Origin of the sequence: Ruegeria sp. HKCCSP351 (assembly GCF_017872535.1) — a bacterium.
GTDB lineage: Bacteria > Pseudomonadota > Alphaproteobacteria > Rhodobacterales > Rhodobacteraceae > Ruegeria.
In genome coordinates, this window is record NZ_JAEDOV010000001.1 from 48,672 (window position 1) to 73,184 (window position 24,513).

The 24,513-nt window shown below is 57.3% G+C and carries 20 protein-coding genes and 2 tRNA genes; 9 read left to right on the forward strand and 13 right to left on the reverse strand.

What is annotated here, in order from left to right:
- Nucleotides 1–26: 26 nt before the first annotated feature.
- Nucleotides 27–2,456, reverse strand: coding sequence for an FAD-dependent oxidoreductase (locus tag I9182_RS00230; RefSeq protein WP_209595775.1), 2,430 nt, complete (start codon nt 2,454–2,456; stop codon nt 27–29).
- Between the two features lie 343 nt (nt 2,457–2,799).
- Between I9182_RS00230 and xylB the strand changes: the two genes are divergently transcribed.
- Genes xylB through I9182_RS00245 form a run of 3 tightly spaced genes read left to right on the forward strand, consistent with a single transcriptional unit; the run spans nt 2,800 to nt 6,499 of the window.
- Complete coding sequence (xylB, locus tag I9182_RS00235) at nt 2,800–4,257, forward strand: xylulokinase (RefSeq protein ID WP_209596694.1); 1,458 nt, start codon at nt 2,800–2,802, stop codon at nt 4,255–4,257.
- Nucleotides 4,257–5,204 (forward strand): aldose epimerase family protein, encoded by a 948-nt coding sequence (locus I9182_RS00240; protein WP_209595776.1) that lies wholly within the window; start codon nt 4,257–4,259, stop codon nt 5,202–5,204. The genes xylB and I9182_RS00240 overlap by 1 nt, the downstream gene beginning before the upstream one ends.
- Entirely contained in the window at nt 5,201–6,499 is a 1,299-nt protein-coding gene (locus tag I9182_RS00245; RefSeq protein ID WP_209595778.1) for a cytochrome c peroxidase, read from the forward strand. The genes I9182_RS00240 and I9182_RS00245 overlap by 4 nt, the downstream gene beginning before the upstream one ends.
- Here I9182_RS00245 and I9182_RS00250 read toward each other — a convergent pair whose 3' ends face one another.
- Nucleotides 6,500–8,011: a CRTAC1 family protein gene (locus I9182_RS00250; RefSeq protein ID WP_209595780.1), complete on the reverse strand. Its 1,512-nt coding sequence runs from the start codon at nt 8,009–8,011 to the stop codon at nt 6,500–6,502. It abuts the gene before it with no gap.
- Nucleotides 8,001–9,218 (reverse strand): ROK family transcriptional regulator, encoded by a 1,218-nt coding sequence (locus tag I9182_RS00255; protein ID WP_209504344.1) that lies wholly within the window; start codon nt 9,216–9,218, stop codon nt 8,001–8,003. The genes I9182_RS00250 and I9182_RS00255 overlap by 11 nt, the downstream gene beginning before the upstream one ends.
- Before the next feature lie 191 nt (nt 9,219–9,409).
- Between I9182_RS00255 and xylF the strand changes: the two genes are divergently transcribed.
- The 5 genes from xylF to I9182_RS00280 all read left to right on the forward strand — a co-directional run bounded on the left by xylF (nt 9,410) and on the right by I9182_RS00280 (nt 15,435).
- Entirely contained in the window at nt 9,410–10,390 is a 981-nt protein-coding gene (gene xylF, locus I9182_RS00260; RefSeq protein ID WP_245220480.1) for a D-xylose ABC transporter substrate-binding protein, read from the forward strand.
- 76 nt (nt 10,391–10,466) lie between these two features.
- Complete coding sequence (locus tag I9182_RS00265; protein ID WP_209504342.1) at nt 10,467–11,765, forward strand: sugar ABC transporter permease; 1,299 nt, start codon at nt 10,467–10,469, stop codon at nt 11,763–11,765.
- Complete coding sequence (locus tag I9182_RS00270) at nt 11,765–12,562, forward strand: ATP-binding cassette domain-containing protein (protein WP_209504341.1); 798 nt, start codon at nt 11,765–11,767, stop codon at nt 12,560–12,562. The genes I9182_RS00265 and I9182_RS00270 overlap by 1 nt, the downstream gene beginning before the upstream one ends.
- 10 nt (nt 12,563–12,572) lie before the next feature.
- Nucleotides 12,573–13,880 (forward strand): xylose isomerase, encoded by a 1,308-nt coding sequence (gene xylA / locus I9182_RS00275; protein WP_209595782.1) that lies wholly within the window; start codon nt 12,573–12,575, stop codon nt 13,878–13,880.
- Between the two features lie 199 nt (nt 13,881–14,079).
- Nucleotides 14,080–15,435, forward strand: a complete 1,356-nt coding sequence (locus I9182_RS00280; RefSeq protein ID WP_209595784.1) for an MATE family efflux transporter — start codon at nt 14,080–14,082, stop codon at nt 15,433–15,435.
- Between the two features lie 9 nt (nt 15,436–15,444).
- Here the strand turns inward: I9182_RS00280 and I9182_RS00285 are convergent, their stop codons facing one another.
- The 8 genes from I9182_RS00285 to I9182_RS00320 all read right to left on the reverse strand — a co-directional run bounded on the left by I9182_RS00285 (nt 15,445) and on the right by I9182_RS00320 (nt 22,986).
- Entirely contained in the window at nt 15,445–16,542 is a 1,098-nt protein-coding gene (locus I9182_RS00285) for a M56 family metallopeptidase (protein WP_209595786.1), read from the reverse strand.
- Nucleotides 16,529–16,924, reverse strand: a complete 396-nt coding sequence (locus tag I9182_RS00290) for a BlaI/MecI/CopY family transcriptional regulator (RefSeq protein WP_209595788.1) — start codon at nt 16,922–16,924, stop codon at nt 16,529–16,531. Before I9182_RS00290 ends, I9182_RS00285 begins: the two co-directional genes overlap by 14 nt.
- Nucleotides 16,925–16,989: 65 nt before the next feature.
- Entirely contained in the window at nt 16,990–17,394 is a 405-nt protein-coding gene (locus I9182_RS00295; RefSeq protein WP_209595790.1) for a DUF2160 domain-containing protein, read from the reverse strand.
- Between the two features lie 8 nt (nt 17,395–17,402).
- The gene (locus I9182_RS00300) at nt 17,403–18,200 is read right to left on the reverse strand and encodes a carbohydrate ABC transporter permease (protein WP_155139158.1); all 798 of its coding nucleotides are present in this window, start codon (nt 18,198–18,200) and stop codon (nt 17,403–17,405) included.
- Entirely contained in the window at nt 18,197–19,060 is an 864-nt protein-coding gene (locus tag I9182_RS00305) for a sugar ABC transporter permease (protein ID WP_209595792.1), read from the reverse strand. Before I9182_RS00305 ends, I9182_RS00300 begins: the two co-directional genes overlap by 4 nt.
- On the reverse strand, nt 19,057–20,133 hold the full coding sequence (locus I9182_RS00310; RefSeq protein ID WP_209595795.1) for an ABC transporter ATP-binding protein: 1,077 nt from the start codon (nt 20,131–20,133) through the stop codon (nt 19,057–19,059). Before I9182_RS00310 ends, I9182_RS00305 begins: the two co-directional genes overlap by 4 nt.
- A gap of 1 nt (nt 20,134) precedes the next feature.
- Nucleotides 20,135–21,184 carry an ABC transporter ATP-binding protein gene (locus I9182_RS00315; protein ID WP_209595796.1) on the reverse strand — a complete coding sequence of 350 codons (1,050 nt, stop codon included), beginning with the start codon at nt 21,182–21,184 and terminating at the stop codon, nt 20,135–20,137.
- A gap of 62 nt (nt 21,185–21,246) precedes the next feature.
- The gene (locus I9182_RS00320; protein WP_209595798.1) at nt 21,247–22,986 is read right to left on the reverse strand and encodes an ABC transporter substrate-binding protein; all 1,740 of its coding nucleotides are present in this window, start codon (nt 22,984–22,986) and stop codon (nt 21,247–21,249) included.
- Between the two features lie 463 nt (nt 22,987–23,449).
- On the opposite strand from I9182_RS00320, the gene I9182_RS00325 reads away from it, so the two are divergent.
- Nucleotides 23,450–24,232 carry a DeoR/GlpR family DNA-binding transcription regulator gene (locus tag I9182_RS00325; RefSeq protein ID WP_348540364.1) on the forward strand — a complete coding sequence of 261 codons (783 nt, stop codon included), beginning with the start codon at nt 23,450–23,452 and terminating at the stop codon, nt 24,230–24,232.
- Between the two features lie 65 nt (nt 24,233–24,297).
- Here the strand turns inward: I9182_RS00325 and I9182_RS00330 are convergent.
- Together I9182_RS00330 and I9182_RS00335 are read right to left on the reverse strand one after the other, a co-directional pair.
- Nucleotides 24,298–24,372, reverse strand: a tRNA-Glu gene (locus I9182_RS00330).
- 26 nt (nt 24,373–24,398) lie between these two features.
- Nucleotides 24,399–24,473: transfer RNA gene (locus I9182_RS00335), tRNA-Glu, on the reverse strand.
- Nucleotides 24,474–24,513: the final 40 nt, after the last annotated feature.

Here is a 24,513-nt window from a genome sequence, read left to right on the forward strand (position 1 = left end):
CAAATCCAGTCTTTTTACTTCAGGGGTTAGGCACGCGCACGCGCGTTGGTGGGATCAACGGCGCAAGTATCGATCACCTCGGCATCGCGCATTTCGTTATGGACCAACACCTGCATCCTTGTACCCGGCGCGGTCATATCGTTTGGTACAAGTGCCATCGCTATGTCGTGGTTGCAATAATAAGAGAACCCACCCGACGTAACGCGCCCGATCAGTTCACCGTTTGCATAAACACCCTCATCGAACATCACCGAAGTTTCGCCAAAGGGAAGTTTCAACGTGACCAGCCGTTTGTGATTGCCCTCGCTTCTCTGCTTCTCCAGCGCCGCTTTTCCGATGAACTCGCGCCCCTCGGTGACGACAAACCGATCAAGGCTGGCCTCATACGGTGTCATGTCCTTGCAAATCTCGCGGTTGATGGCGCGATAGGATTTTTCAAGGCGCATGGACTCCAAAGCCTCAAGACCGAAGGGTTTTACACCGGCTTTCAAAAGCAGGTCGACAAGATGGCGGTTATACCCGACAGGATGGTGCAGTTCCCAACCCAGCTCGCCTGTGTAAGATACCCGAAGCAGGTGTACGTCTTTGGCATAGCCCACTTCACCCTTTTGCGCATAGAGCCAGGGAAAAGCAGGATTCGACAAATCGTTGTCGGTCAATGGTTGCAAAATCTCGCGCGCCTTGGGACCGGCCAGAGCGATCACACCCAACTGTTCCGAAACGTCTTCAAGGATAACCGATTGATCTTGTGGTAACAGACGTTGCAGCTGATCCCAGTTATAGGCGCGCCAATTCGGGGTCGAGACCAGATAGAAATCATTCTCGGCATAGCGGACAACTGTGTATTCCGCATCCATGCCACCTTTTGGGTTCAACAAGAGCGACAGGCTCATCCGACCCACCTTGGGCATTTTGTTTGCCATCAGACCGTCCAGCCACCGCGCTGCGTCGGGTCCGCGTACAGTAAACTTGGTCATCGGCGACATCTCGATGAACCCGGCCTCTTCGCGGGTGGTACGTACTTCCTCCTGAACGCGTTCCATGTGGTTGGTGCGGCGGAAAGAATGTTCGGGGATCGCCTCTTGCGGCGGTTTGGCGAACCAGCGCGGGAATTCATAGCCGTTGAAGCTGGTCCAGACTGCGCCATGCGCCGTCAGCAGATCGTAAGACCCCACGGTTTTCATTGGGCGCGCGTCCGGGAAATCTTCGCCGGGGATGTGCGCGTTCATATGTGTGCCCCAGGTTTCGCGAACCTTGTCCATGGTCCAGCGTTTGGAGGCGTAGTCAGAGAAACGACGCGGATCCAGCTCCGACATGTCCATGCCCGGATCACCGTCGACGATCCAGCGAGCCAGCCGTTCGCCCACGGTGCCGCCCCACAGAATGCCACCGGGCATCCCTTCGGCCAGCCACAGGTTTTTGTACCCCGGCGCTGGCCCGGCAAGTGGCAATTCGTCCGGCGTCATTTGGAAGGGGCCGCGCGTGTTGGCCTTGATGCCCACCTCGCCAAGAACTGGCACCCGTTCGATTGCCCGTTCCCATTGGGTTTCCACGGCATCGAAATCCTCGGGCAAGAGGTCTGCGCCAAAGTCAGGCGGCACGCGGTCTTCGGCAAACAGCTTCAGGTCCTTGGTGAATTCATAGGGCCCGAACTGAATGCCACCGACATCTTCGCGCAGGTATGCGCCGTAATCCTCATCCCGCAAGATCGGGAACTCGGGCAGCCCCTGCGCGCGACGTTCCTTGAGCAGTGGAACGGTTTCCGTGGTCCAGTATTGGTGAACGATGGGAATGCAGGGCAGGTCCAGCCCAACGCGCCGGGCATTTTCGCGGGCATAGTTTCCGGTGGCAAAAACCAGGTGCTCGCACGTGATCTCTCCCTGATTGGTGGTCACTTTCCAATGTCCGCTTTCCAGCTTTTCATACGCCCGTGCTTCGGTGTTTTGAAAGACCTTGGCACCTGCGTCCCGCGCCAGTTTTGCCATTGCCATGGTGATGTCGGCCGGGTTCACATAGCCGTCCTCGGTATGCAGAATACCGCCGCGAATATGCTCGGACTGGTTCAAAAGGGGGTGAACGTCGGCAATTTCCGCCGGCGTCAACAGTTTGCAGGGCACACCGGCGGCCTCGGCAATCGAGATATATGACTGGAACTCATCCCAACGTTCCTGGGTGTTGGCAACGCGCAGCTGACCCACTTTGCGCAAGCCTACCGATGCACCCATCTTCTGTTCGACTTCGGAATAGATGCGGATGGTTTCCATCGTCATCTTCGACACGTTATGGGACCGCACGAAGGTGACCAGCAGACCTGCGGCATGCCAGGTCGAGCCTGAGGTCAGCGTGGTCCGTTCCAGCATCACCGCATCGCTACAGCCGTGCTGTGTCAGCCCATACAGAATGGACGCGCCCAAACATCCGCCGCCAACGACAACAACTTTGGCATGTGACTTCATTTGCCGATTTCCTTCTTGCGACTGATCATGGTGTCAGACGCTCTGCCTGCCCGAAATCAGTAAGATGAGAACGTTCCGAAGTTTTTACGGAAACATGGCGCCAGACAATCGCAAAAAATTTCTCCTGCGGCTTAGTTCAGGTCACCTCTTACCGGGCCCCTTCGTATTGGTCGCTGTCTGGTTCCCGGTCATTCAGTGCCGTCCAGACCGGCATCAATTTTTATGTGCCTTGTCTTGTTTCACCCTGTTATGTTAGCGCAAACTATGCCAGTGAAACCTGATGCCTTTGCAAAACTGGGTTTCTGTTGCCTACAGTATTGCGGCTTACAAGTGGGAGGAACAGGTGTATCTCGGTCTTGATTTGGGGACGTCAGGTCTTCGGGGAATTGTGGTCAGTGAAGACGGCGACGTCGTTGCCGAGGCCGAAGCGAGCGTGAACACATCGACACCGCATCCGGGCTGGTCAGAGCAGGAACCTGCGGATTGGGTTGAAGCGTGTCAAAAGGTCGTTGCCCAGTTGCGCGGGCAAAACGGCGCTGCGTTTTCGGCAGTGCGGGGCATTGGTCTGAGCGGACATATGCATGGCGCAACGCTTCTGGACCGACAGGGTCGCGTCTTGAGGCCCTGTATCCTTTGGAACGACACAAGGTCTGCCCGTGAAGCTGCCGAACTGGATGCGCTTTCCGCGATGCGATCGATCACCGGAAACATCGTTTTTCCCGGCTTCACTGCGCCTAAACTGGAATGGGTGCGCAGGCATGAACCTGACGTTCTTGAAAAGACGGCCAAAGTCTTGCTTCCCAAAGATTATTTGCGCTTCTGGCTGACCGGAGATTACATCAGCGACATGTCCGATAGCGCGGGTACCGCGTGGTTGGACGTCGGATGCCGCGAATGGTCGGAAACAGCGCTTGAACTCAGCCACATGCGTCGGGATCAGATGCCCGTACTGGTCGAAGGCAGCGCCGCCGGGGGCGAGCTGAGGGCGGAGATTTTGCAGCACTGGGGCCTGACCGGACCCGTTGTTGTTGCCGGCGGGGCAGGCGACAACGCGGCGGCGGCCTGTGGCATTGGAAGCATCGCCGAAGGCAGCGGTTTTCTATCACTGGGAACGTCGGGTGTGCTGCTGGTTGCCAAGGACAGTTACGCGCCCGCACCGGAAACGGCGGTTCACTGCTTCTGCCACGCGGTGCCGGAGCGCTGGATTCAAATGGGTGTCATCCTGTCGGCGACCAACAGCCTGAACTGGCTGTCCCGGAATCTCGGCCAATCCGTTGATGCACTCGCATCGGCGTTGCCGGATACCGTCGCCGGGCCGTCGAAGACATTGTTCCTGCCATACCTGTCGGGGGAACGTACCCCTCATAATGACAGCGCCATCCGGGGGGCGTTCATGGGGCTGGATATTGCGTCAGATCCAGCGGATCTTGCACAGTCCGTGATGGAAGGTGTCTCGTTCGCGCTGCGTGATTGCCTTGAAGCCCTCAGGAGCACGGGAACAAAGCCTGAAAGCCTGATGGTCGTCGGCGGGGGTGCACGATCCCGGTTCTGGGTCGAGACGCTGGCAACTGTTCTGAACATTCCGCTTGCATTGCCCAAAGGCAGTGAATTCGGAGCCGCCATCGGAGCGGCGCGCCTTGCTGCCTGCTCAGTAAATGGTGCAGACCCGGCGGAGCTCATGACATCGCCAGAAACCTCAGAAATTGTTCAGCCGCGCGCGGGGTTATTCGACGCCTATGAGGCTGAATATCAAAGATACCGCCGGTTCTATGCCGCTCTATCCCCCCTGTCTGCGCCATGATGAAGGGCGCCACTTCCGTACCCATCGAACAGGTTGTTCTGGAAGATGGCGCGATGTCAGTTTCCCTGCTGAGCTATGGGGCGATCACACAAGGGTGGTGGATCGGTGAAACGCCCCTGATCCTGGGCTATCCAAACCCGCAGGAATATCTGACCGACCCTTATTATATAGGCGCAATCGTGGGTCGCGTCGCCAATCGGATCGGTGGCGCAAAGTTTAAAATACAGGATGCCGCTTATCACCTGTCAACGAATGAGGGGGAAAACACGCTGCATGGCGGTGTGGTAGGGCTGTCACGCAGCCACTGGATTATCAGGAAGACCAAGCAGAACCGTGCAGTTCTGTCCTTGACGTCACCTGACGGCGCTGACGGTTTTCCCGGAGAAATCAGGTTCGAGATTCATGTCGAGCTGGCTTTTCCACGGCTGACTTACACGATCACCGCATGGCCGGACCGGCCTACACCGATCAGCATTGCGCAGCACAATTACTATACTCTGGGGTGCCAAAGCGGTATTCTTGACAGCCGTTTGACCCTGAATTCCAAGCGGGTACTGCAACTGGACGACAACTCCATTCCGACAGGCGTCGTGAATGAGCTTGAAACGCAAGCGCTGGATTTCTCATCCCCGCGCGTTATCGGTGATGAAGGGCGCGGCCTTGACCACTACTTCGTGTTTGAAAAGGCGGGCAATTTCGATCGACCGGTTGCCACAGTCGAAACACCGTCAGGTTTGCGCATGAATGTTTACTCTGATCAGCCGGGCGCGCAGGTCTATTCCGCCGCGCATCTGTCTGATCCATTCACGCCATGCGCAGGGCTTTGCATTGAACCTTCCGGTTACACGGACGCTGTGAACCATCCTTTGTTTCCGTCCGTTATCCATTCACCGAACCGACCGTATAAACAAGTTCTGACGTTGGAAATCGCAGAGGATCAGGTATGAAAGTTGCGATATCGGTATATGCTCTGGCCCTTTGCGTGACACTATCGGGGGCGCAGGCGCAGGACCTCGGGCCGCTGCCGCAATTTGTAGAACCGGATCTTGCCAAGGTCGAACTGGGGCAGTTGTTGTTTTACGACCCGATCCTGTCGGGGAACAAAAACATCAGCTGTGCCACTTGCCATCATCCGAAACTGGGAACGTCAGACGCTCTGTCTCTGGGTATCGGCGAAGGCGGTGTGGGGCTGGGGGCAGCGCGCAGGCTTGATCAGGAAAACATGCCCGAGCAGCGCATTCCCCGAAATGCACCGGGGCTGTGGAACCTTGGGGCGCTGGAATTCACCACCTTCTTTCATGACGGGCGTCTTGAGGTCGACCCGTCCCAGCTTAACGGGTTCAGGACACCCTTGGGCACGGATATGAGGCCGGGCTTCCAATCTGCACTGGCCGCGCAAGCGATGTTCCCGGTCTTGTCGGCTGACGAAATGGCCGGCCACTATTCGGAAAACGAAGTGAGCAAAGCCGTACGTCTTGGTTTTCTGACCCAAAAGGACGGCGCATGGGACCTTATCGCGGCGCGTGTTGCCGCAATCCCGGAATACAGGACGCGCTTTGACCAGCTCGCACCCGGAGAAGAGGTCACTTTTACCGCAATCGCCAATATCATTGCTGATTTCATCGCCTTTGAATGGCGCGCTGACAACAGCCTGTTTGATCACGCGATGCAGGGGAAAGAGGAGCTGCCCGAGCGGGCGCAAATGGGGCTTGACCTTTTTTACGGCAAGGCCGGGTGCAGCACCTGCCATTCCGGCTGGTTCCAGACGGATCATGGATTTCATTCTATAGCCATGCCGCAAATCGGACCGGGAAAAGCCGCCCGGTTCGAGAACCATGTTCGCGATGACGGGCGATTGCGTGTGACGGGCAATGTGGATGACGCCTTCAAATTTCGCACGCCATCCTTGCGCAATGTGACTCTGACGGCACCTTATGGTCACAACGGAGCCTACGCGCGGCTTGAAGATGTTGTCCGTCATCATCTGGATCCGGTCGCAGCTTTGCGCAGCTACTCGGTCGAAAAAGCAGCGCTGCCAGAGTTTCCGGGCGCGGAAGATCAAAAAGCCTTGCTCGACCCCACGCTGACCGAGGCGATTGCGGCGTCGAATGATCTGCCCCCAATCAACCTGAGTGATGATGAGGTAAACGCCATTCTGAGTTTTCTCAGCACATTGGAAGACCCGGCAGCCAGGCTGGGTGTGCCCGCGCGCGTGCCCAGCGGTTTGCCCGTAGATCAATGATCAGCGGTCGATGCGAAGCACTTGATTGTTTCTGAAGGTCTGCCAATCACCAACTGTACCGTCCGGCCAGATAACCCGCAGCTCCAGTTCGTCCGCGTTGCCCAGACCAAAGTGGTGAAGCCCAGAGATGCCACTTGCGTGACCACCGCCAATGGTCACTTCCCGCGTTTGGACTCTGTCGGAGGTTTTGACTTCGATGAAGCTGCCGACAGCTGCGCGGTTGGGACGATCCTGGCCAAGATCAACCTGAACCCAGTTTCCAAGCTGTTGTTCGTTCTGAAATATCTCAAGCTCTGACCCGCGATTGACCACGACCAGATCAAGTGATCCATCCCCATTCAGGTCGGCCAAGGCCCCACCGCGGGACTTGCCCATGGAGGCGACACCCGCCGCTGAGGCAGCTTCGAAAAACTGGCCATTTGCGGATTGCAGCAACAGGTTGTTGGGGTCGGTTTGCGCCGCATCGGGCATCTGTTCGACATTGCCCTTGGCGACAAATATGTCGTCGCGCCCGTCGTTATTGACGTCGCCGAACTGCGCATGCCAGCCGGTTGAGGGGCGACCATCGCCACCAACATGCGGCCTGTGCGCCGTTGTCCCCCGGTCATAAGTCGCGTCGCGCCATGTCGGTCCCTCGGCCGTGGGATCAAAGATCTGAAACTTCTGGTCCCCCATCGAGGTCAGGTAAACATCAGGAAAGCCGTCCCCTGATACATCCCTTGATGCAATCCCCATGCCCCAGATCGAATAGGACACCCATCCATCTTCCGGCGCGTAAAGGCGTGGCGTGTCTTCCATAGCCCAAAGCTGCTCTTGCCCGCCGCGTACATAGTAATGGCGGTCGTTACTGACACGCAGGTCCGCGCGCCCGCTGCGCGCCCAGTCGGAAAACAGAATGGACAAGGAACAATGGCCCGGTACCAGGTGGAAAGGTGGGCCATAGGCGGCCCCCACGGGGCGATACAAAAGCGTCGGCCCGCAGGCTTCAAACGGGCCATCGGGGTTGGTTCGGTCGACATATGTTCCAAAAGCCAGTGTCGGCAGGGTTTGACCGGTTTCCCAGGTGGCGGAAAAACCGGTGGTCCAGTGTTCCTGAGACTGGAATTTCAACGAGGTGAACGGTTCGAATGCGCAATTCGCCTTGCCACGTAACAAAACGTCTTCGCCAACGCGTAAAACCGCCAAGTCCACAAACCCGTCCCCGTCGATATCCAGTGGGTAGGCGCCGGTCACGCCGGTCAGGGACAGTGCGCTTGGCGTTTCTGACCGAAAACTGACATTGGGTCCTGATGTGTTGACAAACAATTGCGCCGGATTGGTTCCCCCTGCGGCAAACAGCTCGGGCCGATCATCGCCGTTGCAATCGAAAACGGCGATGCCTCCGCCGACGAAGTGCTCCCATCCTCCGTCGTAAACATGGCTCGGGACGTCGATACTGTGAAACTGCGGCAGGCTGATGTCAGCCATGGCGGTGGAAGCTGTCGCTAGCAGGATCGTCAGTTCAACTTGCATTTTCCGCCAGTTCCCTGACTTTCAGGATCGAGACTTGTTCGATCCCATAGGCCGCTGCCCCTTTTGCCCACATTGAATCCCCCCAATGGTTTACGTTGATTTCAGGCAGTGGCGCGTCAACGCTGACAACACCGTTATTGATGCGGGTCATCACTGCGTCGGAATGCAGGTATTCAAAGCTGCCTCGGGTGCCGGACAGAATGATGCATTCCGGATCGAACAGATTGATCAGGTTGGAAAGCCCCATTCCAAACATCTGGCCAGCGCGGGACAGAACTGAAATGGACCGGGCATCACCGGATTGGGCGGCTGCGTGAATATCAGCAAGAGTGTGCGGGTCAGTAGCCCGGCTAGCAATGGTTGCCTCGCGGATCAGAGCATATTCCCCAACATAAGCTTCAAGGCATCCGCGTTGCCCACACTGACATAACGCGCCATCCAGCTGAACTTTGACATGCCCGAATTCCGCGCCGCAGCCGCGCTCGCCGCGATATAGTTTGCCATCCAACACAATGCCCAAACCAATGCCGTGTTCTATCGTGACAACCAGAAAGTTCTTCAGCCCTTTGCCAAGCCCGAAAAGCTGTTCGGCCTTTGCAACCAGATTGGCGTCATTCTCGATAAACGCAGGGCAAGGGAGCACTTGGGACAGAAGCGGGCTCAGATCCACATTGCGCACTGTCAGCGAAGATGACCAATGTACAAAATTCCGCTCTGCGTCGACCAGCCCGGCAATTCCGATACAGACGCCGGAAACTTCTGTCAGGGACCTGCTTGCAGAGGTGCAGGCCTGTTCCAGCGCCGCGTATATCTTTTTTGCAAAAGCCTCCGGGGCCATCCGGGCCTCTTCCAGCGGGTGAGTGTAAGAGGTGATCTCGGTGCCTTCAAAATCGACCAGGATGACTGAAATCTGGTGCCGGGCCACTTTCACACCGGCAATCAGGTGACATCCGCCATGCAGTTTCAGCAACACACGTGGTCTGCCGCGGCGCGCGGACTTAGACGGTGTTTCGCCTTCGATTTCCTGAATCAGACCAGCTGAAAGCAGATCTGACGTTGCCGTTGTCACTGTCGCCGGGCTGGTCTCAAGCGCGCTTGCAATGTCGATCCGCGATATCGCCCCGGTCGACCGGATTTGTTCCAGCACGCGCAAACGGGTGATGTTTCGTTGATCCGTAGCGTTTGAAGAAACCTTGCTTTTCAGCATCCTGCCCTCGCGAATCTGATGATTTCCCAAGCGTAAGCGGTTTTTCTTCTTTCGGGTAGCATAAATATTTTACTGACTGAAATAAATATGCTACTCAGAATTGTGAGAGCCACGAATCATGAAGCGATGGCTCGATAAACCGGGAGGAAATCATGAAACGAATTCTCAGCGCTTCTGCTGTGGCCGTCCTGATGGGGACGGTTGCGTTTGCAGAAACCACGGTCGGTGTCAGCTGGTCGAACTTCCAGGAAGAGCGCTGGAAAACCGACGAAGCGGCAATCAAAGCCGCGCTTGAGGCGGGCGGTGCCGAATATATTTCGGCAGATGCGCAATCGTCGTCGGCCAAGCAGTTGTCGGATATTGAAAGTCTGATCGCCCAGGGCGTTGATGCGCTGATCATTCTGGCGCAGGATTCCCAGGCCATCGGTCCAGCTGTTCAGGCAGCGGCCGACGAAGGTATCCCAGTCATCGCGTATGACCGTCTGATCGAAGATGATCGGGCCTTCTACCTGACCTTTGACAATGTCGAAGTCGGTCGTATGCAGGCGCGCGCGGTGTTCGACGCCATGCCCAAGGGCAACTATGTGATGATCAAGGGCTCGCCCACCGACCCGAACGCGGATTTCCTGCGCGGTGGTCAGCAGGAGATCATTCAGGGCGCTGTTGACAGTGGTGACATTGTGATCGTGGGCGAAGCCTATACCGATGGCTGGCTGCCTGCGAACGCGCAGCGCAACATGGAACAGATACTGACCGCCAACGAAAACAAAGTCGATGCTGTGGTCGCGTCAAATGACGGAACCGCAGGCGGTGTAGTTGCTGCACTGACCGCGCAAGGTATGGACGGTATTCCGGTGTCGGGTCAGGATGGCGACCATGCGGCGCTGAACCGGGTGGCCAAAGGCACACAAACCGTCTCGGTCTGGAAAGACGCACGCGAACTGGGCAAAGCCGCAGGTGAAATCGCGGTCGCGCTGAGTGGTGGAACGGCTGCAGCAGACGTCGAAGGTGCGATCAGCTGGACTTCGCCCGGTGGCACCGAGATGAACTCGGTCTTCCTGGCGCCTGTGCCGATCACCAAAGACAACCTGTCCGTTGTAGTCGATGCTGGCTGGATTCCGCTGGAAGACCTGTGCCAGGGCGTCGAAAACGGTCCTGCACCCTGCAACTAAGTCAAGTCTCCAAACCATAACGTCTCTGGCCCGCAAGGCCGGGCCAGAGACCATAGCTGAACATGAAAGATCGGATATGACCGAAACTTCGTCTCAGCCGGTACCCCAAAAAGCAAAGGCCAACCTGTTCCAGCAACTGGAACTGGACATGCGGCTATTGGGCATGATCGGCGCCTTCATCATCCTGTGCATCGGCTTCAACATCGTAACGGATGGCCGTTTTCTGACGCCCAGAAACTTGTTCAACCTGTCGATCCAGACCGTCTCGGTCGCGATCATGGCTTGTGGCATGGTGTTCATTATCGTGATGCGCCATATTGATCTTTCGGTCGGCGCGCTGCTGGCGACCACATCTGCCGTCATGGCGATGACCCAGACCGAGCTTCTTCCGAACGTGTTGGGTATGGGTTTGAACCACCCGGCGACTTGGGCTATCACCCTGATTGTCGGCCTTGCAGTTGGAACCTTGATCGGTGCATTCCACGGTTGGATGGTAGGCTATCTGACCATACCGGCCTTTATCGTGACGCTTGGCGGTTTTCTGGTCTGGCGCAACGTCGCCTGGTACATGACCGATGGCCAGACAATCGGCCCGCTGGACAGCACGTTCCTGATATTTGGCGGAACCAACGGGACCTTGGGTACAACGGTAAGCCTTCTGTTCGGCCTTGCCGCCACCGCTATTGCGGTCTGGGCGTTGTGGAGCGGTCGCCGCTCCAAGGCTGCCCATGGGTTCCCTGTGAAACCGGTTTGGGCTGAAACTACTTTGGCGGGGATCGTTGGCATCGCCATTATGGGATATGTCTTGATCGTCAACAGTTACTCGATCCCCACCCGCAGGCTGGAACGTATGTTCGAAGCGCGGGGCGAGACCATGCCTGAAGGGCTTGTTGTGGGTTATGGTATCCCGATCTCGGTTCTGATCCTGATCCTTGTTGCGGTAACCTTGACTGTTGTGGCCCGCAAAACCCGATTTGGCCGCTATATCTTTGCCACGGGGGGCAACCCGGATGCGGCGGAACTGTCGGGCATCAACACCCGCATGATGACCGTCAAGATCTTTGCCCTGATGGGGTTTCTGTGTGCGCTGTCCGCGGTCGTGGCCTCGGCCCGTCTGGCCAACCACTCGAACGATATCGGCACATTGGATGAGCTGCGCGTGATTGCTGCGGCCGTGATCGGCGGCACCGCCTTGTCCGGCGGTATTGGTACGATCTACGGCGCGATCCTAGGCGCGCTGATCATGCAGGCGCTGCAATCGGGCATGGCCATGGTTGGCGTGGACGCACCCTTTCAGAACATCGTCGTGGGTACCGTTCTGGTTTTGGCCGTCTATATCGACATCGTCTATCGCAAACGTCTGGGAGCGAAATGATGCAAGCACAAGAAACACAGAACCAAACTTCGGGCCGTGGGTCCGGCCAGCCTCCGCTTGTCGAAATGCGCGATATCTCGATTTCGTTCGGCGGCATCAAGGCGGTGGACCGTGTCTCGGTCGACTTGTACCCGGGCGAGGTTGTGGGCCTTCTGGGCCACAACGGGGCCGGTAAATCTACGCTGATCAAGGTGCTTTCGGGAGCCTATCAGAAGGACCACGGAGAGATCCTGATCGACGGCAAGAAGGTTGAGATCAACAACCCCCGCGATGCGCGTGCAAACAATATCGAGACGATCTATCAGACGCTGGCCTTGGCGGACAATCTGGATGCAAGTTCGAACCTTTTCCTGGGGCGGGAGATGGTCACGCCCTTCGGGCTGGTCAACGATGCCGCGATGGAGGCCGAATGCCGCAAGATCATGGCACAGTTGAACCCGAACTTTCAGAAGTTCAATGACCCGGTCTCGGCGCTATCCGGCGGTCAGCGGCAGTCGGTGGCCATAGCGCGTGCGGTGTACTTCAACGCGCGTATCCTGATCATGGACGAGCCCACAGCCGCGCTTGGCCCGCACGAAACACAGATGGTGGCGGACCTGATCCAGCAGCTCAAGGCGCAGGGGATCGGGATATTCCTGATCGACCATGATGTACACGCGGTGATGGAGCTGTGCGACCGGGCTTCGGTCATGAAAAACGGGCAACTGGTTGGCACTGTCGACATCGCCGATGTCACAGATGACGATCTGTTATCGATGATCATTCTGGGCAAGAAGCCCGGCGAAAAGACGGAATGAGGTAAACGAGATGACGAGCGGTTTCTTTCAGGGGATCGAGCAGGTCCAGTTCGAGGGCGAGAACAGTAAGAATCCGCTCGCATTCCGTCACTACAACCCGGACGAGATCGTGATGGGTAAGCGTATGGAGGATCACCTGCGTTTTGCCGTGGCGTGGTGGCACTCGTTTGCCTGGGAAGGAGGGGATCCGTTTGGTGGCTCGACTTTTGAGCGCCCATGGCATCCGCAAGACGACATGGGCCGCGCCAAAATGAAGGCCGATGTCGCCTTTGAGATGTTCGAGATCCTTGGCCAACCATATTTCTGCTGGCATGACGCGGATATCCGCCCCGAACAGGGCAGTTTTGCAGAAAACCTGCGCACATTGAACGAGATCACCGACTATATCGGTGAAAAGATGCAAGTGTCCGGCACCAAGTTGCTGTGGGGTACGGCCAATATGTTCAGCCACCGTCGCTGGATGGGGGGTGCCAGCACCAACCCCGACCCAGATGTCTTTGCATTTGCCGCCGCCACGGTGAAATCCTGTTTGGACGCGACCCACAAACTGGGCGGCGAGAACTATGTGCTTTGGGGCGGGCGCGAGGGCTACGAGACGCTGCTCAATACCGACATGAAGGCCGAACTGGATCATATGGGCCGTTTCCTGAACAAGGTGGTCGAGTACAAGCACAAGATCGGCTTCAAAGGTACGATCCTTGTCGAACCCAAACCGCAGGAGCCGTCCAAGCATCAATATGATTTTGATGCGGCGACTTGTATCGGTTTCCTGCGCAAGTACGGCCTTGAGGATGAGGTCAAGCTGAACCTGGAACAAGGGCACGCAATCCTGGCAGGACACAGTTTTGAACATGAGATCGCTGTTGCCGCGGCCGAAGGGATGCTGGGCTCCATCGACATGAACCGAAACGATTACCAGTCCGGGTGGGATACGGATCAGTTCCCCAACAACACGCCCGAGGTTGCGTTGGCTTATTACCACATTCTGAAAGCGGGCGGGTTTACCACGGGTGGTACCAATTTCGACGCCAAGCTTCGCAGGCAATCCATCGACGCCGAAGACCTGATCGCTGCGCATGTGGGCGGGATGGATATCTGTGCCCGGGGCCTGAAATCGGCGGCTGCGATGTTTGAAGATGGTGGGTTGGAGCAGGCGTTGGCCGACCGGTATGCAGGCTGGAAAACGCCCAAGGCTCAGGCGATGCTGAGTTCCGGCCTCGACGAGATCGCGGCGCGGGTGCTTGCCGAAGACCTCAATCCTCAGCCTCGTTCAGGGCGTCAGGAAGTGCTAGAGAATTACGTGAACCGCTTTGTGTAATTCCGGTCGGTTCAGCCAGAACTCAAAATAATCGATGTACAAAGCCCCGGAAACGCGTGAGTTTACTTAGGCGTTGCCCGGGGCTTTCCCTTGTCGAACGCAGCGGCATCATGGGCCCCGTCCGGGTCGCGCAGATGGGACGACCAGAGTATTGGTAGAAAAATCGGCAGGTAAGGCAATCTTTCTAAGCGGCAGTTTGATGCTGCATGTGACACGCATGTCGCTGACCACCAGCATCGGATTGATGGCGATCTTTGCTGTCGATTTTGTCGATATGGTCTTTATCTCGATGCTGGGCAACGACGCGCTGGCGGCAGCGGTAGGTTATGCCGGAACGCTGCTGTTCTTCACCAACGCGATCAACATAGGTCTGTCGATTTCTGCCGGGGCGCTGGTCGCGCGTGAGTTGGGTGGCGGGCGGGCCGAACAGGCAAGGCAATACGCATCCAGTGTCGCCGTTTTGGGGCTGATCGTCGGGTTGGTTACCTCTGTTCTGGTGCTGCTGAACGTCAGCTTTCTGCTGTCGCTGCTTGGCGCAGAAGGCGAGGTTTTGAGGCTGGCGACGCGCTATGTTTCTATCATTCTGCCGACCATGTGGGTGATGTCGATTGCGATGGCGGCGATGGCTGTGCTGCGCGCCCACGGCGATGCGCGCCGATCAATGATGGCAACGATTTACGGCGGCGTTGTGAATGCAGTTCTTGACCCGGTTTTGATATTTGCCGTCGGGCTGGGGTTGGATGGGGCCGCGATAGCCTCGGTTCTGGCGCGGCTATGCATGTTGGGCGCAGCATTGTGGCCCGCGCTGCGGGTGCATCAGGGATTTGCACGACCATCGCTGAAACAGGTGGCACAGGATTTTCGGCCCGTGCGGGCCATCGCAATCCCTGCCGTTCTGACGAACGTCGCCACACCGATCGGGAATGCCATCGTTGTTCGGGAAATTGCGCAGTTCGGAACGGATGCGGTTGCAGGCATGGCGGTGATTGGACGTCTCTTGCCAGTGGCGTTTTCGGTCATCTTTGCGCTGTCGGGGGCAATAGGACCAATCATCGGGCAGAATTTCGGGGCAGAAAAATTTGATCGCGTGCGCGCTGCGTTTCTGGCCGGGATTAAGTTCACCGCAATTTACGTTCTTTGCATGTCGGCCATTCTGTTTTTGCTGCGGTCCCCAATTGCGAATTTGTTCGCAGCGCAGGGGGAAACCCGCGTACTGATTTACCTGTTCTGCGGTCCGCTGGCATTGGCTTCTTTCTTCAACGGTGTGATTTTTGTGACAAATGCCAGTTTCAACAATCTAGGCCGTCCGGTCTATTCCACGTGGATAAACTGGGGCCGTCACACCATTGGCACATGGGTGTTTGCCAAGATTGGCTCACAACTCGCCGGGGCGTCGGGCGTTCTGTTGGGGCAGGCTTTTGGGGGCGTCATCTTTGCTGTCATAGGATGGGTTCTTGTCGCGCGCGTCGTTGCGCGGCTGGAACGCGTGCCAACGCCCGAGCCTTTTACCGATCAGGGGCGACTTCACTCGCTGTTCGGGCGTCGCGGTTGGTAAGCGATCAGGTCAGTTCCCCTGATTGCGCGCCTCCAGCCGTTCCAGGTTGACCACCGTCGACAGCATCAGGCGGTCATGGCTCCAATCCCTCGTCTGCTGGATTGAGGCCGATCCCAGAGCCAAAAGCGCACCAAAGACCAGTGTCATTCCCAGGAATAATGCCGGTAGGGCAGGGACCGATGGCTGAACATCGGTCAGTGCGATTACACGTTGCCGCAACACGCGCTTTGCCTTGCCGCCAGTCACAAAGGCAACATTCAGAACGCGTGGGCTGTTGGTTGATATTGTCCGGGCGCAATAGTTCAGCAGGCATGCCGTGTATTCCCGTGCGTCAATCCGTTTGCGCGCAACAACCGACTGGTCACAGGCCAACTCGCGCAGCCGACCGAACTGATACTTGAGCATCAGGTAGGCCGGGTTCCAGAACAATAGTGGCCGCAGCAGTTCAAAGCCCAGTTCCCATTCAACGTCACCAGTACGGATATGCTGAAACTCGTGAGCGAGTGCAAAACGCAACTCGCGCGGGGTGTCCAGCAGATGGCTCGGCAGAACGACGTGGCGGCGGCGAAGTCCTCGCACGGCAAAGGGCACAGTGATGCGATCGGACAGTAGAATATCCACCTTGGCGGACCGCCGCCAAAGAAAACTGGAATTGACAGTCTGACGGATCGTCAATGCGTCCCGCAAGGCACGCGCGGCGTACACGGCTGCGATACAGGCAAGTATGGCGGCAACAAGGGTGATCACGGGCTGCTGCCCGGACAATGCCAGATCAACCCATCTTTCGCGGGTGTTCAGCAATGCTTCGAACTGCGTGGCAGGCATTGCGATGTCGCCGCGCAGATAGGCTGCAACAGCGATATCGCCAAGGGCCACGGCACTGCCCGGCCATGCGTAAGTCGCCAGCGACGAAACGCCAACCGCCAGAAACGGACTGGCAAGGACACAGATGCACAGGGTCTTAAGCGCCCGCAACTGTGCGACATAGCCGTTGCGCAGGGCGGTGCGGCTTAGGGCTGTGCGAGTCATCAGCCAGATGACCGCCGAAAAGGCCAGCACGATGTTGAGTTCGATGAATGCGTCGAGAACCGGTCTAACCGCTGTCATTTTGCAGTCTCCTCTCTACCAGTGCTCGAATTTCCTCCAGGTCGGTTTCGCTCAGCCCCGCGTCGTCGACCAGCCGCGCCACCAGTGTGGCGGGGGTGTCGTCGAAAAGCGTGCGCGACAGATTTTGAAGCGAACGGGCCTGATACCTGTCCTTTTCCAGAAGAGGTGTGTAGATCAGGGTTTTTCCAGATTTGTGACTTTCCACAAAACCCTTCTCATCCAGAATGCGCAGGATCGTCGCCCCGGATGTGTAGGCCAGGTTGCGTTCTGACGGCAGGCGGTCCAGGACATCACGCACCGAGCCTTGCCCGAGCGCCCAGAGCTCGTTCATGAACTCCAGTTCGACCTCGGTCAGCAGATTTGTTGTCTTTTTCTTTCGCATCGGTCTCGGTGTCGTCATCGTTATTATGCCTGACAGACAAGCATCCTTTCGCGATTTCTCAAAGTCTAAACTTTCCAGAACACAAAAACGCCCCAGCCAATGGACAGGAATAGTGGTGTCCAGACGGGTTGCCCAATCAATCCAAGCCACGCCAGGAATATATATGCGGACCCCAGAAGGGTGATGAACAGGCGATCCCCCAGCGTGGTCGTCAGCCCCAGAACTCCGCGTCGCTCGATCCCGTCGCGGAATTTGAAGCCTTCCAGCAAGCCAATGCATGCAATGGCCGAGAAGATACCGACAAACACGGCCAGCGTGGCAGGTGTCCATGCCATCCAGAAATCGGGCCACAGGGGATCCGTCCACGAGAACCCTTTTTCGGCCTCCTGTCCGACATTGCCCCATCCGGCCTTGGCCTGGGCAAAGGCTGTTGAGGGCAGGAAGGGGAGGGTGAGAAGCAGTTTTCGCATGTTGAACCTCACACACGTCCCATCGCGAAGCCACGCGCGATGTAGTTGCGAACAAACCAGATGACGATGGCACCGGGGATGATGGTCAGGGTGCCCGCGGCGGCCAGCAGCCCCAATTCGTACCCGGCACTGGATGCTGTACGGGTCATCACGGCAGCGATGGGTTTGGCCTCGACCGCGGTCAGGGTCTTGGCCAGCAGCATTTCCACCCATGAGAACATAAAGCAGAAGAACGCCGCGACACCGACACCTGCCTTGATGTTGGGCAGGAAGATTGTCACGAAGAAGCGCGGGAACGAATATCCATCCACATAGGCGGTTTCATCCAACTCCTTTGGGATGCCACGCATGAAGCCTTCCAGAATCCACACCGCCAGTGGCACGTTGAACAGCGTATGGGCCAAAGCTACGGCCAGATAGGTGTCGAAAAGGTGGATCGACGAATAAAGCTGGAAGAACGGCAGGGCGAACACCGCCGCTGGGGCCATGCGGTTGGTCAACAGCCAGAAGAACAGCTGCTTGTCGCCGAGGAACCGATAGCGTGAGAACGCATAAGCCGCAGGCAAGGCAACGCAGACGGAAAGTACTGTGTTCAGAGTCACATAGGTAATCGAGTTGATGTAACCCCAGTACCATGTCGGGTCAGTGAAGATGGTGATATAGTTTTCCAGCGTAAAAGTCTGGGGAAACAGGGAAAAGCCCGACAGGATCTCGTTCGTTGTCTTGAAGGACATCGCCACCAGCCAATAGATCGGCAGCATCAGGAACGCGATATAGAGGATCGGGATGATGGACCGCTTTTTCATTCTGCGTCGTCCTTTGTCATCAGAGTGTAGAAGAGCCACGACACCAGCAGAGTGATGGCGAAGTAGATCAGGCTCATCGCTGCCGCCGGGCCAAGGTCGAACTGTCCCAGCGCGATTTTCACAAGGTCAATCGACAGCAGGGTGGTCGAGTTGCCGGGACCACCCCCGGTCAGAACAAAGGGCTCGGTATAGATGTTGAAGCTGTCCATAAACCGCAGCAAAACCGCGATGGTCAGAACCGTCTTCATCTTGGGCAACTGGATGTAACGAAACACCGACCATGGGCTGGCGCCGTCGATCTTGGCGGCCTGATAATAGGCGTCCGGGATCGATACGAGGCCCGCATAGCACAGCAGCACGACCAGCGAGGTCCAGTGCCAGACGTCCATGACGATAACGGTTATCCAGGCCGACAGCGGCTGTTGCGTCATGTCATAGTTGATACCCAGCACGTCATTCAGAAAATATCCCAGCAATCCGATCTTGGGCAGGGTGAAGATGTTCCACATCGAGCCAACCACATTCCAAGGGATCAGCATCGGCAAGGCCATCAGCACCAGACAGACCGGCACCCAGAACCCTTTGCGTGGCATCGACAGGGCGACGATGATGCCCAAGGGCACCTCGATCAGCAGGATCAGGAAGGTAAACAGGAATTGCCGTCCAAGTGCTGCCTGAAAACGGTCGGATCGCAGGATCTGTTCGAACCAGCCCAAACCTTCCCAGAAGAACTGGTTGTTGCCGAAGGTTTCCTGCACCGAGTAGTTGACCACCGTCATCATGGGCACCAGCGCGTTGAACGCCACCAGCGCAAGAACGGGCAGGACAAAGAACCATGCCTTTTGGTTTTCCGTTCTCATTGCGCCCGCTCCTGAGTTGCAATCCAGCCGTCGCGGTAGACGCGGGATTGTTCGGGTTTGAATTGCAAAAAGACCTGTGATCCCGGTTCCGGTACACCGTGTTCGGTCACGACCTTGAGGGCGGTGTTGCCGACCACGGCGCTGACCACGTAATGACGGCCGATATCGGCGACCTTGGTCACATGCGCCGGAATGCCAGTGTCGCCGAAACCTACATATTCCGGGCGGATACCCAGATCGGTGCGTCCGCCGTTACCATGTGTGGGACCTTCCAGCTTGACCTCGTGCCCTTCAAAAACGGCGCGGTCGCCTTTGGCTTCACATGGAAGGACATTCATACCCGGCGAGCCGATGAAATGGCCGACAAATGTGTGCTGGGGCCGTTCAAACAGTTCGACAGGTGTTCCGATCTGAACCACTTCGCCGTCTTGCATTACCACCACCTCGTCGGCGAAGGTCAACGCCTCGGTCTGGTCATGTGTCACGTAGATCATGGTGGCCTGCACGCGCTGATGCAGCTCTTTCAGCTTGGACCGCAGTTTCCACTTCAGGTGCGGGTCGATCACTGTCAGTGGTTCATCGAACATCACTGCATTCACGTCGTCGCGAACAAGGCCGCGACCCATCGAGATCTTCTGCTTGTTGTCCGGGCTCAGGCCTGATGCGCGGGTGTCCAGCATATCCGTGACGTCCAGCATCTCGGCGATTTCCAGAACACGGCGCTTGATGGTTTCGGCGTCTACACCCCGGTTCTTCAACGGGAAGGCCAGATTCTCGCCCACGGTCATCGTGTCGTAGATCACCGGAAACTGGAAGACCTGCGCGATGTTGCGTTGGTCCGGGGGCAGGGCGGTGACGTCCTGATCATCGAACAGAATCCGGCCTTCCGAGGGGGTGAGAAGACCGGATATGATGTTCAGCAGCGTGGACTTGCCACAACCTGACGGGCCCAACAGCGCATAGGCCCCGCCATCGCGCCATGTCACGTCGATTTCCTTCAGGGCATAGTCCTCGGGGCCTTTTGGCGATGGCATATAGCTGTGTCGAAGGTTTGAAAGCTTGATCTGTGCCATGTCAGGCCACCCTTTTGCCGTCTTGGCTGAAGTACCGGCAATGCGCCGGGTTCATGTAGAAACTGTGATCTTCGCCGACCTGATAAGGATGCACGCCAGCGGCGAGTGAAACCCAGGCTTCGTCACCATGCTGGAAATGCGCGCTGGAATCCGAACCTGACAGTTCGGTCACGATCACACGTCCGGTCAGTTCGACATCGGCGTCAGACGTACGGAATGGCGTCACGCGATGAGGGCGAACGGCGATCATATATTCCCCGTCGGCCATGCCCGAGGCTGCCCAGCCGACATTGCCTGCCAATTGCGCCCGGGCGCTGGATACAGTGATACGGGCCACATTGATAGGCGGGTCCGAGAATACACGCGCCGCGGCGATGTTTTCCGGATTGCGATAGATTTCGGTGGTTGGGCCGAACTGGGTCACGCGGCCGTCTTCCATCAGCGCGGTGTAGCCTCCCAGCAGCAATGCCTCTTCAGGTTCCGAGGTGGCGTAGACAACGACGGCCCCGCGACCAGCGAACAGATCGGGCAGTTGTTCGCGCAACTCTTCGCGCAGTTTATAATCAAGGTTCGCCAGCGGCTCATCAAGGAAGACGGCGCGGCTTTCTTTTGCGATGGCACGCGCCAGCGCGGTTCGTTGTTGTTGCCCGCCCGACAGCTCGTGTGGGCGGCGGTGCAGCATGGGGCGCAGTTGCAGCAGATCGGCGGCCTCTTCCACGCGGCCATCGATCTCCGATTTAGCCATGCCAGCCACGCGCAGGGGCGAGGCGATATTGTCGAATACAGTCATATGCGGGTAGTTCACGAAGAACTGGTGCACCAGGCTGATCTGCCGCTTTTGCGTGTTCAACCGTGTCACGTCCTGCCCGTCCATCAGGACCTTGCCTGAGGCGATCGGGTCCAACCCGGCCATCATTTTGATCAGTGACGTTTTTCCGGAACCTGTCGCGCCCAATAGCACGTTGAAATGGCCGGTTTGCAGCGTCAGGTTGGTTGGCTTGATATGGATGACGTTGCCGACCCGTTTGGTCGCGTCTTGAAGTTCAATCATCTGGGAAACTCGCGGGGCATTCAGGGGTAGGCCGGGCTTAAGCCCGGCCTACGATGTTGCTTTTACTGGGACTGCCAGCGCTTAACCAGTTCGTCATAGTTGACGGTCTGGCCCTGCGGCTTTTCGTTCTCCAGCTTGGCCTTGGGCGAACCCGCTTTTTCCAGCCAGAAAGATGGGTCCTGCGGCTCGTTCAGGCGTGGACCGCAGCCGCCGTAGACACCGGCGCTTTCATCCGCGGCCTGCATACGTGCCATGGTGATGTCCATCTCTTCGGCCAGACGATCCATCGCCTCTTGCGGTGTAAAGGCACCCGAGTTCACGTCACCGATCTGCTGCCACCAGATCTGGGCCAGCTTCGGATAGTCCGGCACGTTGATGCCGGTCGGCGACCATGCCACGCGGTCAGGCGAGCGGTAGAACTCGACCAGACCACCCAGCTTGGGCGCGCGTTCGGTGAACGACTCGTGGTTGACCGAGCTGTCGCGGATGAAGGTCAGACCCACATGGGACTTCTTCACATCGACAGTCTTCGAGGTCACGAACTGAGCATAGAGCCAGGCTGCCTGCGCACGATCCGAGGGGGTCGATTTCAGGAACGTCCAGGAACCCACGTCCTGATAGCCAACCTTCTGGCCTTCTTCCCAGTAGGGGCCGTGCGGGCTGGGCGCCATCCGCCACAGCGGCGTTCCTTCGTCATCCACGGTGTTGTTGCCTTCGGACTTCGGCTTCACCATGTCGGCGGTAAAGGCGGTGTACCAGAAAATCTGCTGGGCCACGTTGCCTTGGCTAAGTGCCGGCAGCGACTGGTAGAAGTCGTAAGACGCCGCACCCGGAGGCGCATAGGCCCGCAGCCATTCGTCCCATTTGCGGATCGCATAGACCGCAGCCGGACCATTTGCAGCACCGCCGCGCGACACTGAGGCGCCGACTGGGTTACAGGTGCCCGCTTCCATGCGGATGCCCCATTCGTCAACCGGAATACCGTTCGGCTCGCCCTTGTCACCGGCACCGGCCATCGAAAGCCAGGCGTCGGTCATGCGCCAACCAAGGTCGGGCGCGCGCTTGCCGTAATCCATGTGGCCGTAGATCGCCACGCCGTCGACTTCTTTCACGTCATTGGTGAAGAACTCGGCGATGTCTTCATAGGCCGACCAGTTGACCGGAACGCCCAGATCATAGCCGTATTTCTCTTTGAAAGCGGCCTTGTTGGCTTCGTCATCGAACCAGTCCTTGCGGAACCAGTAGAGGTTCGCAAACTGCTGGTCGGGCAACTGATACAGCTTGTCGTCCGGCCCGGTGGTGAACTGAATGCCCATGAAGTCATCCAGATCGATTGTCGGCGAGGTTGTCGCCGCCCAGTCACCGCCCATCATGTCGGTCAGCGGATATGCCAGTTGCAGACGCGAGTGGGTACCAATCAGGTCACTGTCGTTGACATAGCCGTCATACAGGTTCCGACCTGTCTGCATCTGGGTCTGAACAGCCTGGACCACTTCGCCTTCGCCAAGGATCTGGTGATTGACCTTGATGCCGGTGATTTCTTCAAACGCCTTTGTCAGAACCTCCGACTCGTAAGAATGCGTCGGAATGCCTTCGGACAGGACGTTGATTTCCATGCCAGCGTAGGGCTGTGCAGCTTGGATAAACCATTGCATCTCGGCCATTTGTTCGTCTTTCGACAAGGTCGATGGCTGGAATTCGTCGTCGATCCAACGTTGTGCTGCGGCTTCGTCGGCCCAAGCGGACCCGTGCCCCGCAATGACGGCAGCCGCCGCCACTGCGGAAAGTAGATGTCTCCGCATCTGTCTCCTCCCAAAATTATGGTTCTCCGGCGGGAACCGGATGCAGAACAGCATCAGCAATTTTTTGCGTACGTGTCAAACTAAATTTTTAGTAATTGACGTTCAGGCATTCCGAAGCCGCGTGAATTGAATTTGTTTCCATCACTGGAGATGATTGTAAATATCTAATTTCGTTATCGAAATTTATTAATTTCCCCGCGTGGAAAATAGGGAAATCCACTGAGACCCATTGCGAGCGAGAGATGACACCAGGCACGTTGAATTGCACTCGCGTTGCGTGAGGCACAGGCACTGAGTGAGAACTTAGGCGAACCAGCATCCCAGATGATTGGTGTTGAAACTCAGTACTTACTTGCTACCAAACGGTTCCGTCAAAAATCCGGATGTGGCAATGCGGATGTAGCACGGCCTTGCCGTACACGGTAATCCGTGTCCATATATGGAAAATTTCCGGAGCCAGGTCGTGAAGAAGAATACCGTCAACACCCATCGCGAGCTGGAGTTGCTTGATGCCCTCAGACGTCTGGGAGGAACGGCTCGGAATTCGGATCTGGCGAATATGCTCGGCGTGTCCGAAGAGACGGTGCGGCGAACGATCAAAGCCTTGTCAAAGGCAGGCACAGTCGAGCGCGTTCACGGCGGTGCTTATCTTGCCGGAGCGCAGGGTGCCCCCAACTTCTTTCACAGGATCTCGCAAGACGCGGATGAAAAGCGTTTAATCGCCGGGCATACTGCGAAACTGGTCCGGGATCAGATGACCGTTTTCCTGGATGTAGGATCGACGACCGCCTTCGTCGCCGAAGAGTTGCGCCAGGTCAGCAACCTCACGGTTGTCAGCAACTCCATCGGTGTCGTGCAGACATTGGCCGGGGTCAACGGAAACCGGGTGCACCTTTTGGGTGGCGAGTTGCAGATCGATGAAAGGGGGACGTTTGGTCATGTCACCCACAAGCAGCTGCAACGCTATGCCTTTGACATCGTGATCCTGAGCACGGACGCGATTTCAGACCGCAAAGGGTTTCTGTACCACAGCGCGGTCGAAGCGGATCTTGCATCGGTGGTGGTCAGGTGCGCGGACCAGGTTGTTATGGCCGCAGCGCATTCCAAGTTTGGTGAAAGGGCACCGTATGTGGGGCCGGATCCTCGACTGGTACATTCGCTGGTTACGGACGCTGTGCCAAAGGGTGGGGTGGCCAGATTCCTTGACCGTTGGGGCATCGAAATTCAGATCGCTGATGACAGCTAGGTAGCTGTTTTCAGGTGCAGCCCGGATGGTCGTACGGCTTTGGGATGGAAGAAGCTAAGGAAAAGTGGCAGCCCGTAGGGGAATCGAACCCCTCTTTCCAGGTTGAAAACCTGGCGTCCTAACCGATAGACGAACGGGCCACTTGGTATCAGGTCACAAGCGCAAATGGCAGCCCGTAGGGGAATCGAACCCCTCTTTCCAGGTTGAAAACCTGGCGTCCTAACCGATAGACGAACGGGCCACGCTGGCTTGTGGAGGGCCTTTTACGGTTTCACCGTGAC